Origin of the sequence: Pseudomonas costantinii (assembly GCF_001870435.1) — a bacterium.
GTDB classification, from domain to species: Bacteria; Pseudomonadota; Gammaproteobacteria; order Pseudomonadales; family Pseudomonadaceae; genus Aquipseudomonas; species Aquipseudomonas costantinii.
On record NZ_MDDR01000009.1, the window covers coordinates 1 to 15,193 of the forward strand.

The 15,193-nt window shown below is 61.5% G+C and carries 13 protein-coding genes and 1 pseudogene; 3 read left to right on the forward strand and 11 right to left on the reverse strand.

Features of this window, described 5'->3' with window-relative positions; all coding sequences use genetic code 11:
- Nucleotides 1-675: 675 nt before the first annotated feature.
- Nucleotides 676-2,655, forward strand: a complete 1,980-nt coding sequence (locus tag BFL40_RS07035; RefSeq protein WP_071483271.1) for a peptidase U32 family protein — start codon at nucleotides 676-678, stop codon at nucleotides 2,653-2,655.
- Here the strand turns inward: BFL40_RS07035 and BFL40_RS07040 are convergent.
- Nucleotides 2,633-3,538 carry a DMT family transporter gene (locus tag BFL40_RS07040; RefSeq protein ID WP_071483272.1) on the reverse strand — a complete coding sequence of 302 codons (906 nt, stop codon included), beginning with the start codon at nucleotides 3,536-3,538 and terminating at the stop codon, nucleotides 2,633-2,635. The genes BFL40_RS07035 and BFL40_RS07040 overlap by 23 nt on opposite strands.
- Before the next feature lie 109 nt (nucleotides 3,539-3,647).
- Here BFL40_RS07040 and BFL40_RS07045 point away from each other — a divergent pair, with 109 nt between their 5' ends.
- On the forward strand, nucleotides 3,648-4,091 hold the full coding sequence (locus BFL40_RS07045) for an Lrp/AsnC family transcriptional regulator (RefSeq protein ID WP_071483273.1): 444 nt from the start codon (nucleotides 3,648-3,650) through the stop codon (nucleotides 4,089-4,091).
- 106 nt (nucleotides 4,092-4,197) lie between these two features.
- Here the strand turns inward: BFL40_RS07045 and xylB are convergent, their stop codons facing one another.
- The 6 genes from xylB to BFL40_RS07075 form a co-directional block, all read right to left on the reverse strand.
- Nucleotides 4,198-5,667, reverse strand: a complete 1,470-nt coding sequence (xylB, locus tag BFL40_RS07050; protein ID WP_071483274.1) for a xylulokinase — start codon at nucleotides 5,665-5,667, stop codon at nucleotides 4,198-4,200.
- A gap of 16 nt (nucleotides 5,668-5,683) precedes the next feature.
- A complete protein-coding gene (locus BFL40_RS07055; RefSeq protein WP_071483275.1) occupies nucleotides 5,684-6,676 on the reverse strand; it encodes a LacI family DNA-binding transcriptional regulator in 993 nt (330 codons plus the stop codon).
- A gap of 23 nt (nucleotides 6,677-6,699) precedes the next feature.
- Nucleotides 6,700-7,632, reverse strand: coding sequence for an ABC transporter substrate-binding protein (locus tag BFL40_RS07060; protein WP_071483276.1), 933 nt, complete (start codon nucleotides 7,630-7,632; stop codon nucleotides 6,700-6,702).
- A 35-nt stretch (nucleotides 7,633-7,667) separates the two neighbouring features.
- Entirely contained in the window at nucleotides 7,668-8,657 is a 990-nt protein-coding gene (locus tag BFL40_RS07065) for an ABC transporter permease subunit (protein WP_071483277.1), read from the reverse strand.
- Entirely contained in the window at nucleotides 8,650-10,182 is a 1,533-nt protein-coding gene (locus tag BFL40_RS07070; protein WP_071483278.1) for a sugar ABC transporter ATP-binding protein, read from the reverse strand. The genes BFL40_RS07065 and BFL40_RS07070 overlap by 8 nt, the downstream gene beginning before the upstream one ends.
- Nucleotides 10,183-10,362: 180 nt before the next feature.
- On the reverse strand, nucleotides 10,363-11,361 hold the full coding sequence (locus tag BFL40_RS07075) for a succinylglutamate desuccinylase/aspartoacylase domain-containing protein (RefSeq protein ID WP_071483279.1): 999 nt from the start codon (nucleotides 11,359-11,361) through the stop codon (nucleotides 10,363-10,365).
- Between the two features lie 90 nt (nucleotides 11,362-11,451).
- Between BFL40_RS07075 and BFL40_RS32825 the strand changes: the two are divergent.
- Nucleotides 11,452-11,991 (forward strand): annotated as a pseudogene (locus tag BFL40_RS32825) (TetR/AcrR family transcriptional regulator); the annotation flags it as partial.
- Here the strand turns inward: BFL40_RS32825 and BFL40_RS34280 are convergent.
- Genes BFL40_RS34280 through BFL40_RS07100 form a run of 4 tightly spaced genes read right to left on the reverse strand, consistent with a single transcriptional unit; the run spans nucleotide 11,947 to nucleotide 15,191 of the window.
- Entirely contained in the window at nucleotides 11,947-12,945 is a 999-nt protein-coding gene (locus BFL40_RS34280) for a DMT family transporter (protein WP_071483280.1), read from the reverse strand. The pseudogene BFL40_RS32825 and the gene BFL40_RS34280 sit on opposite strands and share 45 nt — an antisense overlap.
- On the reverse strand, nucleotides 12,942-13,640 hold the full coding sequence (locus tag BFL40_RS07090) for an ABC transporter permease (protein ID WP_071483281.1): 699 nt from the start codon (nucleotides 13,638-13,640) through the stop codon (nucleotides 12,942-12,944). The genes BFL40_RS34280 and BFL40_RS07090 overlap by 4 nt, the downstream gene beginning before the upstream one ends.
- Nucleotides 13,641-13,647: 7 nt before the next feature.
- Nucleotides 13,648-14,352, reverse strand: coding sequence for an ABC transporter permease (locus BFL40_RS07095; RefSeq protein ID WP_071483282.1), 705 nt, complete (start codon nucleotides 14,350-14,352; stop codon nucleotides 13,648-13,650).
- Nucleotides 14,352-15,191, reverse strand: a complete 840-nt coding sequence (locus tag BFL40_RS07100; protein WP_139213550.1) for a transporter substrate-binding domain-containing protein — start codon at nucleotides 15,189-15,191, stop codon at nucleotides 14,352-14,354. The genes BFL40_RS07095 and BFL40_RS07100 overlap by 1 nt, the downstream gene beginning before the upstream one ends.
- Between the last annotated feature and the right edge of the window lie 2 nt (nucleotides 15,192-15,193).

Below are 15,193 nucleotides of genomic sequence, written 5' to 3' on the forward strand. Positions count from 1 at the left end.
CCGCTCCACCGTGCCTACTTGCGGCCAGCGTGGTTAATGGGGCGCCTAAGATCAAAGTCAAAATCAACAGCACGGCGGCCTGAAAGCCGACCTGAGTGGTGTAGATCAAAAGCGGTAAAACAAGCGAGCAAGCCCACATTTGGATCTCCATACACCAGATAGATATCTCTCTGCTCTTGATCTGGCTTTTGATCCACACCACTCAGGTCGGCTTTCAGGCCGCCGTGCTCTGCTTTTGATCTGCTTTTGATCTTGATCTCAGGCGCCCCATTAACCACGCTGGCCGCACGCAGGCTTGAATCCGTGGGTAACCCGGCAGGACGCCGGGTTAGCCGCGCTGGGCCAAGGATGGCCCATCGCGGCGGCCCACGGATTCAAGCCTGCGTGCGGGCACACCGAGCATTAGCGAGGTGCCGAGTGGTGGGGCAAGAGCCCTTTGCTTACTTTGGGCTGGGCCGGCATTCCGGCTTTTCCAAAGTGAGTCGCTGTAAGAGCGAAACCAATAGAGGCCGTTACCCAAACAACGGATATGTACTCAAAAATCCACCTAAAAAAAACAGCCCACCAAGCACCCCCGCTCCCGTGCTCGACCCGGCAGCCCTGCGGTAGGTGCCCGCCCAGCGTTTCACAGCTACAATGCGCGCCTCAACCGTGACAAGCCTGACTAAAAAAACTATGTCCTTGCCCAAGCATCACCTGGAATTGCTCAGCCCTGCCCGCGATGTCGCCATCGCCCGCGAGGCTATCTTGCATGGCGCCGACGCCATCTACATCGGCGGCCCGAGCTTCGGCGCCCGCCATAACGCCTGTAACGAGGTGAGCGATATCGCTCAACTGGTCGAATTCGCCCGCCGTTACCACGCCCGCGTGTTCACCACCATCAACACCATCCTGCATGACAACGAGCTGGAGCCCGCGCGCAAGCTGATCCATCAGCTCTACGACGCCGGTGTCGACGCGTTGATCGTGCAAGACCTGGGCGTGATGGAGCTGGATATTCCGCCCATCGAGCTGCACGCCAGCACCCAGACCGACATCCGCACCCTGGGCCGCGCCAAGTTTCTCGACCAGGCCGGTTTCTCGCAGTTGGTATTGGCCCGTGAGCTGAACCTGCAGGAAATCCGCGCGATCGCCGATGAGACCGATGCCGCCGTTGAGTTCTTTATCCACGGCGCCCTGTGCGTAGCGTTCTCCGGGCAGTGCAACATCTCCCACGCGCAAAATGGCCGCAGCGCCAACCGTGGCGACTGCTCCCAGGCCTGCCGCCTGCCGTACACCTTGAAAGATGACCAGGGCCGCGTCGTGGCCTTTGAAAAACACCTGCTGTCGATGAAAGACAACAACCAGAGCGCCAACCTGCGCGCGCTGGTCGAGGCCGGGGTGCGTTCGTTCAAGATCGAAGGCCGCTACAAGGACATGGGCTATGTGAAAAACATCACCGCCTATTACCGTCAGCGCCTCGACGAGATCCTCGAAGACCGCCCGGACCTGGCTCGCGCTTCCAGCGGCCGTACCGCGCATTTCTTCCTGCCCGACCCGGAAAAGACTTTCCACCGTGGCAGCACCGATTACTTCGTCAGCGACCGCAAGATCGACATCGGCGCCTTCGACACCCCAACCTTCACCGGCCTGCCGGTGGGTGTGGTGGAAAAAGCCGGCAAGCGCGATCTGCAAGTGGTCACCCATGAGCCGCTGTCCAACGGCGACGGCCTGAATGTGCTGGTCAAACGCGAAGTGGTAGGTTTCCGCGCCAATATCGCCGAACCCAAGGGCGAGTTCGAAGAAGATGGCGAAAAGCGCTACCGCTACCGCGTCGAACCGAATGAAATGCCGGCTGGCTTGCACCAGTTGCGCCCGAACCACCCGTTGAACCGCAACCTGGACCACAACTGGCAACAGGCGCTGTTGAAGACCTCGGCCGAGCGCCGTATCGGCCTGTCGTGGGTCGCCCGTCTGCGCGAAGAGCAGCTTGAAATCACCGCCACCAGCGAAGAAGGCCTCAGCGCCAGCGTCACCCTGCCCGGCCCATTCGGCGTGGCCAACAAGCCGGAACAGGCGCTGGACACCCTGCGCGACCTGCTCGGCCAACTGGGCACCACCGAGTACCACGCAACCGACATCCAGCTGGATGCGCCGCAAGCGTTCTTCATCCCTAACTCGCAGCTCAAGGCATTGCGCCGTGAAGTGATCGAGGCACTGACCGCCGCTCGCGTCGCCGCTCACCCTCGTGGTGGCCGTAAAGCCGAGACCACGCCACCACCGGTGTACCCGGAAGCGCACCTGTCATTCCTGGCCAACGTCTACAACCAAAAGGCTCGCGAGTTCTACCACCGTCACGGCGTGAAGCTGATCGATGCGGCCTTCGAAGCCCACGAAGAAACCGGCGAAGTGCCGGTGATGATCACCAAGCACTGCCTGCGGTTCTCGTTCAACCTGTGCCCTAAACAGGCTAAGGGTGTGACGGGCGTGAAGACCAAGGTGGCGCCAATGCAGTTGATCCACGGCGACGAAGTGCTGACCTTGAAGTTCGATTGCAAGCCGTGCGAAATGCACGTGGTGGGCAAGATCAAGGGGCACATCCTTGGGTTGCCGCAGCCGGGTAGTGGCGTGGCTCATTTCAACCCAGAAAATATCATCTATCAGGGCACGCACTAACCCTGTGGGAGCGGGGCCACCACCAGCCCCGCTGCAACCCCGCAGCCGCCAGCAGGATTGCGGCCACACCCAGCCATTGCAGCCAGCCCAGGCGATGACCGAAGGCAAACCAATCCACAAAAATCGCCGCTATCGGGTAGATAAACGACAGCGCGCCGGTAATGGCGGTGGGCAGTTTCTGGATCGCCCCGTACAGCAACACATACATCAAGCCGGTGTGAACCACACCGAGCGTCACCAACGCCGCCCACGCGTTGGTCGCGGTCGGCAGGCTGTGCCAAGGGACTAAAGGCGCGAGCAATACGGCCCCGGTGGTCACCTGGATCAACGCCATCAAATGCGGCGGCACTTCTTTCAAACGCTTGATGATCAGTGCGGCAATCGCATACAAAAATGCTGCGCCGAGGGCCAGCGCAATACCGGCCAGGTAATCCTCGCCGCCACTTTGCTGATCGCCATGGGCGGTGACGATCGCCAACATGCCTAGAAAGGCCACGCTCAACCACGCCAGTTTCTGCACGGTGATTTTTTCGCCGAGAAACACCGCCGCCAGCATCACCAACATGAACGGCTGCACGTTGTACACCGCCGTACTGATGGCGATTGAAGCGTGAGAATAGGATTCGAACAGCAGCAACCAATTACCGACGATCGCCACGCCACTGAGCATCGCCAGCCCGAGCTTGGCCCACGTGAGCAGGTCCAGCCGCAGGTAACCCAGCAAAGCGCACACCAGCAGCAACGTCAGTGCGCCGATCACGCAGCGCCAGAACACCACTTCAATAACCGACACGCCCGACACCAAAACAAACCAGCCAATGGTGCCGGAGATCAGCATGGCGGCGACCATTTCCCACGACCCGCGACGAATGGATGTGTCCACGATTGATGCTCCTCAAGTGAGGCTCAATTATGGCAATCTGTTGGTCATCGGCTCCAGCGACTAAAAAAGGCAAAACGCCAGAATCACCTTTTCTTATTAGGCGGGCATCATGATTGACACCATCGACCAGCAACTGATCGCCGCTTTAATGGACGACTCACGCCTGTCCCTCAAGGCCCTGGCGGGTATCACCGGGCTGTCATCGCCCAGTGTCGGCGAACGCCTGCGGCGCCTTGAAGAACGCGGCGTACTGACCCACTACACCGTTGATATCGACGCCAAGCACTTCGGCTACCTGCTGCAAGCCATCGTGCGCATTCGCCCCCTGCCCGGCAAATTGCAGGAGGTTGAACGCCAGATCCAGTCGATCCCGGAGTTCACCGAATGCGACAAGGTCACCGGCGATGACTGCTTCATCGCGCGCCTGCATGTACGGACCATGGAGCAGTTGGACACCCTGCTCGACCGCCTCAACGCCTACGCCGAAACCAACACCGCCATCGTCAAGAAAACCCCGGTGAAACGGCGTTTGCCGCCGCTGGCAGATGGCTGACAATGCTAGTCGGCTGATAGATGTTGTGGCGAGCGGGCTTGCCACAACAGGCCCACTCACCACAACAGGCCCTGCATGCCATAACAGGTCTGTATGCCACAGAGCATCAGTCGTGGAGGGCTTTCGCCGCCGTCAGCAACCCTTGAAACTTGCGATACCGCGCCTCCAGCACCGGCCGTTGCGTCGCGTCCGGCAAGTACCGCGCCTTGACCGGCATACCTGCCTGCAACAGATCCGCACCCTGCCCAATCGCGAGCAACCCCAGCTTCGCCGCACCCACGCAGGCGCTCAACTCGCTGCCCTGCAAGGTGAAAATTTCCCGTTGCAGGATATTAGCCAGCAACTGTGCCCAGTATTCGCTGCGCGCGCCGCCGCCCACCAAGGCGCATGCCTCCACGTCGGCCCCCGCCGATTGCACCGCGCGCAGGGAATCCAGCAAACCGAAGCCGACGCCTTCCATTACCGCGTAACCGAGCATCGCCGGTGTGCAGTCGTGGCCAAGGCTCATGAAGCCGCCGCGCAGCAAGGGATCGTTATGCGGCGTGCGCTCACCGGCCAGGTACGGCAGAAACAACGGAGTATCCAAAGGGACTGGCTGCCCGATCGGTAGCTGTGCCTGCACTTGATCCAACAACGCCTGCTCATCTGATGTGCCCGTCAGCCGTGTGACCCAGCGCAAGCAACTGGCACCGGCCAGCATGGCGCCCATGGTGTACCAGCGATTCGGCAGCGCGTGGCAGAAGCTGTGCACCGCGCTTGCCGGGTTGCCCGCTGCGTGGTCGGTGATCGCGACGATGGCCGCGCTGGTACCGAGGGTGATGAAGCCGTCACCGGCATTGATCGCGCCGATGCCGACAGCCGCCACCGGGTTATCACCGCCGCCACCGGCAATCACGACCTTTGAAGACAACCCCAGCCGCGCCGCCATACTCGCCGTCAAACACGCACTCGCCGCGCCGCCTTCCACCAGTCTTGGCATCTGCGCCAGCGCAAGGCCCGTGGCATGCACCATGGGGCTGAACCATTGACGCTGCGCCACGTCCAGCCACAGCGTGCCGGCGGCATCGGACATCTCGCTGATGCGCTCACCACTCAGGCGCAAACGCAGGTAATCCTTGGGTGACAGCACGCAGTCAATCGCCTTGAACACCTCGGGCTCATGCTGTTGCAGCCAGAGCAGTTTCGGCGCCGTCAGCCCGGCCATGGGAGAGCTGCCGGTAACCTCGGCAAACCCTGGCCCCAGTTGTGTAGCTTCGGCGACGGCACGCGAGTCGTCCCAGAGGATCGCCGGATACAGCACGCGGTCGTCGTCACCCAGCAAGACCGCGCCGTGCATCTGCCCGGACAGACCGATGCACGCCACACGTTCAAAAGCCGCATGCACCCGCAACTGGTCCAGCGCCTGCAAACAAGCCTGCCACCAATCTTCGGGCGCCTGCTCGGACCAGCCACTGTGGCGTCGTGAAACGCTCAAGCGCACACCGGTGTGAGCCAGAATGGTGCCGTCTGCCCCCATCAAGATGGCCTTGAGTTCCGAGGTGCCGAGGTCTATGCCGAGGGAAACAGGACTGCTCATACGCGGGTCATTCCAATCAAATACAGCCACATGAATTGCGGTATTGCAGGGTCGGCGCCAGGTGCACGCGTTGGATAGGCGCGGCAGGCGTCGCCATGCGTTGCAGCAGCAGATTAACGGCGAGCGCCCCCAGCTCCTTGACCGGCTGTGCGATCAAGGTCAGGCGCGGCACGAAAAAATCCGCCCAGTCAAAATCATCAAAACCCACCAGGGCCATCTGCCCCGGCACTTCAAGCTGCGCGTCACGCAAGGCGTGCATCGCGCCCAAGGTCATCAGGTTGTTGGCGGCCATGATCGCTGTCGGCGGCGCGGCCAACGCCAGTAACTGCACGGTGGCCGCGCGTGCCGGCGCGCTGTTGGAACCGCCGTTGACCAGCAACTGCGGATCAAACGCCAACCCCGCCGCCTGCAAGGCGGCGCGATAACCGGCAACACGCTCGTCGGTGGTACCGAGCCCCTCACGCCCGGCGATAAAGCCGATACGCCGGTGCCCGTGTTCAATCAAGTGAGTGACCAGGGCCTGGGTGGACTGGGTGTTCTCCACCCCGACCTGATCAAAGGGTCCGTCCATCATGCGGTCCACCAGCACCGCCGGAATCTCGTTGGCCTGTAAATACTCCCGAGCGACCGAGCCCGGAGACGGCGCCAGCAAAATCCCATCGACGCGCCGGTGATGCAACGCCGTGATCACCCGCAGCTCTTGCTCCGGGTCGTCGTGAGTATCGACAAACAGCATCATGAAGCCGTGCTTGGCACACTCGGTTTCAATCGCGTGCACCGTTTCGCTGAAGTAGTGGTTGGACAGTGACGAGATCGCCACACCAATCGTGCTGGTGCTCGACCGCGCCAACGAGCGCGCCAGGGTGTTGGGCACATAGCCCAACTGCTGGATCGCTTGCTGCACGGCCAGCACCGTGGCCGGGCTGACTTTGCGGGTGCCGTTCAACACGTGGGACACGGTCGACGTCGACACCCCGGCCCTGCTTGCCACGTCATCCATAGTGACCACGGCGCTGCTCCCCCTTCACTGAATCAATGTTTACTCGACCAGCCGCGGTACGTACCGACGTTGTCACGGGTGATCAGTTTTGGCGTGAGCAGGGTAACCGCTTCGGCGGGGGCCTTGTCATTGAGAATGTCATTGCCGACATTCACAGCGGTCTGGGCCATGGCCCATGGGTCTTGGCTGGCGGAGGCCTGGATCTGGGTGTCGGTCTTCAGCGCGTTCTCGATATCCGGTGCACCGTCCACCGAGGTGATGATGATGCCGCTGCGTTTAAGCTGCTTGGCTGCCAAGTCGCTGCCGATGGCTTGCGGGTCGTTGATCGCGAACAGGCCGTCGATTTTCGGGAAGCGCGTGAGGTAGCCCTGCATTACGTTCAGTCCACCTTCGCGCGAGCCTTTGCCGTCCTGGTCATCGGACAGCACCTTGATCGCCGGCGCACCGGCCAAGGCTGCTTTGCAGCCTTTGACGCGGTCGGTCACGGCGGTCACTTGCGGGCCGTTCTGGATAATCACGTTGCCTTTGCCCGAGAGCTTATCCACCAGGAATTGGCAGGCCAGCTTGCCGGCTTCAACGTTATCGGTTTGCACCGTGGCGTTCACGCCTTTGGCGTCCACATCGACCGCGACCACGACAATGCCGGCATCACGGGCCTTCTTGATCGCCGACGCCATGGCGGACGGGTCGACGGCGTTGATCAGGATCAGATCGACCTTGGACGAGATGAAGTTATCGATCTGCGAAAATTGCTTGCTCAGGTCGTAGTCAGCCGACACCGAAGTAACCTTGACGTTGGGGTTCAGCTCCTTGGCCCGTGCCGTGGCACCGTCGGCCAGGGTCACGAAATACGGGTTGCCGAGCGAGCCCATGCTGATACCGAGAGCCTTGAGTTCACGGGCCTCTACGACGTGGGACATCAGGGCGGCCAAGGCAATAACGGGAAAGATGCGTTTTAAGTTCATGCGGGTCTCTCTTGTGATTGTTGTTTTGAGTGAAATCAGGTCCGTGCACCGGACTGGCGATAGCGATCCAGCGCCACGGCGCCAATGATCACGATGCCCTTGATGATGTACTGCCAGATGTCCGACACCCCCAGCAGCACCAGGCCGTTGGTGAGTACCGCGATAATCAGCGCGCCGATCAGCGTGCCGCCGATGGTGCCGACGCCGCCGGTAAAACTGGTGCCGCCGAGGATTACTGCGGCAATCGCATCCAGCTCGTAGGATTGCCCGAGTTGCAGGCCATTGGCGGCGAACAGGCGCGAGGCGCTCATCACCGCGCCCAGCCCGGCCAGCGCGCCGGACATGGCGTAGACGAACAGCAGCACCTTCCACACCTTGATCCCCGACAGCCGCGCGGCTTCCGGGTTGCCACCTACCGAATAGATCTGCACGCCCATCACGGTGCGGCGCAGGATGAACCACGACAGCCCCACCACCGCCACCGCGATGACCACCAGCCAGGGCACGCCGAGAATCGAGTCATTGCCGATAAACGCAAACGGCAAATCAGGGTTGAACACTGTCTTGTCATCCGCCAGCAAACGCGCCAAGCCGCGCATCGCGGTCAGCGCACCGAGGGTGACGATAAACGGCGGCAGGCGCATGAATGCGATCAACCCGCCGTTGACCAGACCCAGCAACAAGCCGAAGCCAACCCCGGCGGCAATCCCGAACATGCCGAACTGCGGCGACATCGACGCCTGCAAGGCCACCACGGCGGACGCCGCGAGGATCGCGCCGACGGACAGGTCGATCCCCGCTGTGAGAATCACAAACGTCATGCCCGCCGCCAGCACCACGTTGACCGAGGCCTGTTGGGTGATGATCGACAGGTTCTGCACCGTGAGGAAGTTTTCACTGGCCAGGGCAAAGCCCACCAGCAGCAACACCAGCACCGGCAGCATGCCGACCGTGCGCATCAGTTCTCGAACGCGCTCCGCTTTACCGGCCGTTGGAATTGTCAGCGTGTTGTTTGAATTAACCATTGGCAGCCACCTGATCGCCACCGGTGGCGAGGTCAATAATGCGTTCCTGGGAAATAACGTGGCCGGAAGCCCCGCCGACTTCGGCCACCAACTGGCCTTCGCGCATGATCAACACGCGGTCGCACGTGCCGATGATTTCCGGCAGCTCGCTGGAGATCACCACGATGCCCACACCGGCCAGGGCCAGTTGATTGATGATGCGGTAGATCTCGGATTTGGAGCCGATGTCGACGCCCCGTGTAGGTTCGTCAAGGATCAGCACATGCGGCTTGACCTCCAGCAGCCGCGCCAGCAACACCTTTTGCTGATTGCCGCCGGACAATGCGCCGACGTTGACCTTGCCCGACGCCACGCGAATCGACAGCGACTTGATTGCATCATTCGAACGCTGCGCGGCGTGACTGCGATCCAGCACCCCACCGGCATGCGCATCCGGGACACAGGCGCAGACGTTGATATTGTCGGCCACGCTCATGTCCAGGAACAGGCCCTGGGCCTTGCGGTCTTCGGTGAGGTACACCACGCCGGCGCGAATCGCGTCCGCCGGGGTACGCAGTTGAGTCAGGGTCTTGCCGACCACTTCGAGGGTGCCGGAGGTGCGCGGGTCGGCGGCAAAGATCAACCGTGCAAGCTCGGTGCGCCCTGCCCCCACCAGCCCGGCAATGCCCAGCACTTCACCGGCATGCAAGTCGAAGCTGCAATTGCGCACGCGCTTGCCATCGGCCATGTCGCGCACGCGCATCACCACATTGCCGGGGTTATACGCGGCGTGTTCTTTTTTGTAGAAACCGGACAGGTCGCGGCCGACCATCATCTTCACCAGCACCTCGGCCGACAGCGCATCGCGGGTCAGTTCGCCGATGTATTGGCCGTCGCGCAGCACCGAAACCCGGTCCGACAACTCGTAGATCTCGGCCATGCGGTGGCTGATATAGATAATCGCCAGGCCCTGGCTGCGCAGTTGTTTGATCAGCGCAAACAGGCGGTCGGTCTCGCGGGACGACAGGGGCGTGGTCGGTTCGTCCATCACCAGGATCCTGGCGTGGGCATGCAGGGCGCGGGCGATTTCTACCAACTGGCGCTCGGCAATCGACAGGCTGCTGACCCGTGTCGCCGGTTTGAATTCGGCGCCCAGGCGTTGCAACACCTCCACACACCCGGCCTCCATGCCCTTGCGGTCGATGGTCCAGCCACGGCGCAGTTCACGGCCCAGGTAGATGTTTTCAGCCACGCTCAGGTTTGGGCACAGGCTCAGTTCCTGATAGATCACGGAGATGCCGAGGGTTTTGGCGGTGGCGGGGTCAAAGGTGGCGACGGGCTGGCCGTCGATGCGGATTTCGCCGCCGGGATCGGCCTGGTAAGCGCCGGAAAGGATTTTCATCAGGGTCGATTTACCGGCGCCGTTCTCACCCATCAAGGCATGGATTTCACCGGAATAGACCTTCAGGCCAACATTCTTGAGCACTCGCAAACCGTTGAAGGTTTTGCTGATGCCCTGCATCTCAAGCAAGGGTTCAAGGCTCATGGATGAGCTCCTGGCATTATTATTTTTGTAGTCGAGTGCTGCCGACTCTATGCCAGATACATTTCCTTACGCAAGCGCTTGCGTGCGCCGTTTATCGTTTGATTAAACGTTTCACCAAGCGCATAAGTGTAGAAATGTGCATTCAGGATGCACGGGGGATGGTTTCGTCTGCGGGTCTCGTTACGGGTCCAGTGCCCCGCCGCTGTAGCTGTCGGATAAGCGACTGCCGGTGAACTTCGCCACCACTGAGCCTTGGGCGACCAGGCGTTCGCGGTGGCTGGTGAGCATGCGGCCGGTTTGTGCGGCGTGCAAAATTACCTCGGAGTCGGGGTCGCCGGGGCGACCGATGATCCGGGCAAAGCGCTGGCCTTCCTCGACGTAATCACCCACGCCTCGGTCAAACACCAACACACCGGCACGCGGGGCGAGGATGGTTTCCATGCAGCCCATGCCCACCACATCGCCTTGCCATTCGTCGATAGCGGCCACCTCGTCGACCACGCCATTGATGCACAACCATGCCCACACGCCATCGGCGTCCTGTTGCGCCAGGGCATCGCTGACGTCCGCTTGCCCGCGCAATTCGACAGTCGCCGCCAAGCGCGGTGAGCCGTGGTTGATGATGGTTTCTTCAAAGGAGCCATCACCGCCTTCATCCCAGACGATCACTACATCCACCCGCAAAGCCGCCGCCAGCGCCAGGCCTTGTTCCGGCCAGAAGCTGCGGTGGATGTAGAGGTAAGGCAGCGCCTCATCGTCGGTGTGCAGGTCCAGCACCAGATCAGCAGAGGCAGCCAGTTGCACCAGGCTTTTTTGCCATTGCATCAGGTTGTTCGCCGGACGTTCCATGGCCAGGGAATGATCGAAGGCCCGGTTAAAGTTTTGCCCGGTGGCCTCATGGAACCGTCCGAGCAATCGGCCCTGGCGAAACTGGCCAACACCCAACGGATTCGCCTGGGGCACGACAGTCACGCTGCCTCTGAGCCGACCTTGATCCTGGCACGCCTGCAAGCGCGGCAGCAGATTATGCAGCACCAGCATCCCGGCTATTTCATCGGCGTGCACGCCCGCTTGCAGGTGTACCTTGGGTCCGCTGCCATCGCCGTCAAAGCGCCAGGCGCCGATATTCAGCACGTTGCCGGCGTCGCCGGTCACCTGCCACGAAAGGTCTTTTGCCATGCCTTGCCCTCCTCTGATCATTTAATCGGTAGAGATTGAACAGATGTTCAATTAACCTGTGCACTCTGGTGTTTCAGCAAAGGCATTCCCGTGACCATCGACCCTCCTAAACTGCGCCGCGCCGACCCCGATGAACGCCGGGACTTGCTGATTACCGCGACCCTCACCAGCCTCGCGCGCGATGGCCATGCCGGGATTTCGGTACGACGCATCGCGGCCGAAGCCGGAGTGTCCGTGGGTTTGCTCAACCATCACTTCGGCACTATCGATGCGCTGATCGCCGAGACCTACCACAAGCTGGCCAGTGAACTGACCAGCGCGCTGTGGGCGCAGGTCGAACTGGCCGAAGGCGCAGCCGCGCGTCTGGATACCTTTCTCAGCGCGTCCTTTTCGCCACGGGTGATGGACCCCGACTTGCTTGGCGTGTGGGTGGTGTTCTGGAGCCTGATCCGCCACTCGCCCCACGTAAACCAGTCCCACGAAAACAGTTACCGCACCTACCTGGCGCTGATCCAGCAACTGCTGGACGACTTGGCCCGCAGCGAAAACCTGGTGATCCACGACAGCCATCTGGCCGCCATCGGCCTATCGGCGATGCTCGACGGGCTCTGGCTCGAGGGGTGCCTCAACCCCAGCACCTTCAGCCCCGCCAACGGGCTGCACATCTGCCGCTGCTGGGTACAGGGGTTGCGTCACGGAGCATTCGGCGCCGACCACGTCTTGTGATTCGGGATGGCGCGCGCTAAGCATCGCCAGGGTGCCGCTCACCGCAATCAACACCGCGCCGATGATCAGCGAGGTGTCCATCAGCGTGCCCCAGATCAGGCTCGACAGAATGAACGCCCAGATCAACCCGGTGTATTCGAACGGTGCGAGCAGCGTGGCCGTGGCACGGCGGAAACTGGCAAATAGCAAAAACTGGCCAATACCGCCGACCAGCCCTGCCGCTAACATGCCCAGCCAGGCCGGCGTCGGCGCGGGGGTGTGAGTCCAGGGCAAGGTGACGGCCATGCAGATCACAAACACCACATTGGTGATCAGCATCTGTTCCAGCACCGAGGTGGTCGGGTCGACCTGGCGCAACTGGATATAAGTGAACGCCCAACACACAGCAGCCGCCAACGTCAGCGCAATCGGCAACGGGTCGACCATATGGCTCGGGCGGCAGGCGATCACCACGCCGACAAAACCGATGATCAACGAGATCCACTGCCCACGGCTGGCGCGCTCCTTGAGGATCAGCGCCGCGAGCAACGTCACCATGATCGGCGCGGAGAAATACAGCGTGGTCATTTCCGCCAGGGTCAGGTCCTTGGCAGCGGTGTAGTACAGCAACCAGGCGAGTAACGACAGCAGCCCGCGAATGATCAAGAGCTTGCGGCTCACGGAGCTCCATGCTCGGCGCAACAGCCCCATGCGTCCGGCGATCACGCAGGCGGCAACGACCACCAGGCTGCGCCAGAACAGGATGGTGAATACCGAATAATCGGCCACCAACCATTTGATCACCGCATCCTGCAACGCCAGGAACGCATAGGCCAGGGAGCACAGGGCGATCCCTTGCAGCGAGCGATCCCGGTTCATCCGGCGGACCTGCGCAGCGGCGTGCCGCGCCGTTCGGCGATGGCGTAGACGCCTTCAATCAAGAAGGTCAGGCACAGGTAGACGCCGGCGACCAACAGCAGCGGCTGATAGATCTGCAAGGTTTGCGCCCGCACCACGTTGGCCGCGCCCAGCAGGTCAACCACAGCGATGGTCGAGGCCAATGCGGTGGACTTGAGCAACATCACCGTCTCCCCCGCCAGCGTCGGCAACAGCAGACGCATCGCCCGTGGCAAACGCACCCGCAACAGCGCCTGGCGCGGGGTCATGCCAAAGGCCGAAGCCGCCTCCATCTCACCTTTAGGCACCGCCAGCAAACCACCGCGAATCACTTCACCCACATAGGCGCCCACCGACAGCACCAAGGCGAACACGATGTACCAATAACCATCGCGCAGGAACGGCCAGAGAAAGCTGCCCCGGATCATCGGGAACTGCGCAAACAGACTGCCCAGCCCGTAGTAGAAAATGTAGATCTGGATCAGCAGCGGCGTACCCCGAAACACACTGGTGTATCCCAGCGCGAAACGGGCCAACCCTTTGCGCCGCGACAAGCGCGCCAACGCCACCACCACCGCCAGGGCAAAACCCAGCACCGCCGAAACCAGCAGCAGCGACAAGGTGGTTTGCAACCCCTTGGCGATCAGCCCCGCGTAGTAACTTATCCATTCAGGCATGTGCCCCTCACTCGACAACCGGCATCCAGCGACGAATACGTCGTTCCAGGCGCCCGGACAGGTAGTTGGAAGCCAGCGTCACCAGGTAATACAAGGCGGCGGCCGTGAGGTAGAACAGCAAATATTGGCGCGTGGAGCCCGCCGCCTGTTTGGCGGTGTACAGCAACTCGTTGGTGCCGACCACGCTGATCAAGGCGCTGTCCTTGATCAGGTTGATCCACAGGTTGGACATACCGGCCAGGGCGAACGGCGCCATGATCGGCAAGGTCACCCGGCGAAACAGGCCAACACCGCTCAAGCCAAAAGCCCTTGCCGCTTCGATTTGCCCATGGGGAATCGCCAGGATGGCTGCGCGGAAAATCTCCGACGCATAAGCACCTTGAACCAACCCCAAGACCAGGATCGCCACCAGCGGCCCGCTGATATTCACCTGCTGGAAACCCAACCACAGCATCAACGCATTGAGGCCCATGGAACCTGCGTAGTACAGCAGCAGGATCAGCAGCAATTCAGGCACCGCGCGAAACACCGTGGTGTAGCCGCGCATCATCAGCGCAATCGGGCGTGGCGCGCTGAGCTTGGCGCACGCCACCACCAAGCCAATCAGCAACCCCACCACAAACGAGCCGGCGGAGATCTGCAGGGTCATCCATAACCCCTTGAGCAACGCGTTGCCCCACCCCTGTTCGCCGAAGCTTAAGAGATCGAACATTATTCGCTCTTCTGGGCGATTTGCTGGTACGGGCTGTCACAGGTCTTGCTGACAAACGCCGGGGTGTCACCGCGTTTGCACGGGCTGACCGACAAGCCGAAATACTGCTCGGACAAGTCGTCATACTCCTTGCTCACCAGCAACTCGCCGATGGCCTTGTCGAGCCTGGCCTTGAGCGCGGTGTCTTCCTTGCGCAGACCCGCGCCGACACCACGGCCGATGATCGGGTCATAGGGCACGCTGGCGATATGCGCCAGGCCGCTGGCTTCCGGGGTCTTGACCATCATGGCGATGGCGGTGTCGTCGGCCATCATGTAGTCAATACGCCCCGCGATCAGGTCGGCGTTGGCCGATTCCTGGGTGTCGTAGTACTTGAGATCCGCAATGCTCTCGTAATACTTCTTCAGGTAGTTGGCGCTGACGGTGGAGATCTGCACACCGATCAACTTACCCTTGAGACCCGCCGGGGAGATCTCGACTTCGCTGCCTTTGGGCCCCGCCACGCCCAGCAGCGAGTCGTAATAGGCACGGCTGAACGCGATCTGTTTTTCGCGCTCATCGGTGACCGACATCGAGGAGAAAATCACGTCGATCTTCTTCGCCAGCAGTGACGGGATGATGCCGTCCCACGCCACTTCCTTGATTTGGCACTCAGCTTTCATGCCTTCGCACAGCTTGTGGATCAGGTCCACTTCAAACCCCGACCACTGCCCGTTGCCGCCCTTCACGGTAAACGGTGGGTAGGGTTCGGCCGCGACGGCGAACACGATGGGTTTTTCCGCAGCCGAAGTAAAACCTGCGGCCAACATCAACACTGCACCGCTCAACCACGTTGCCATGG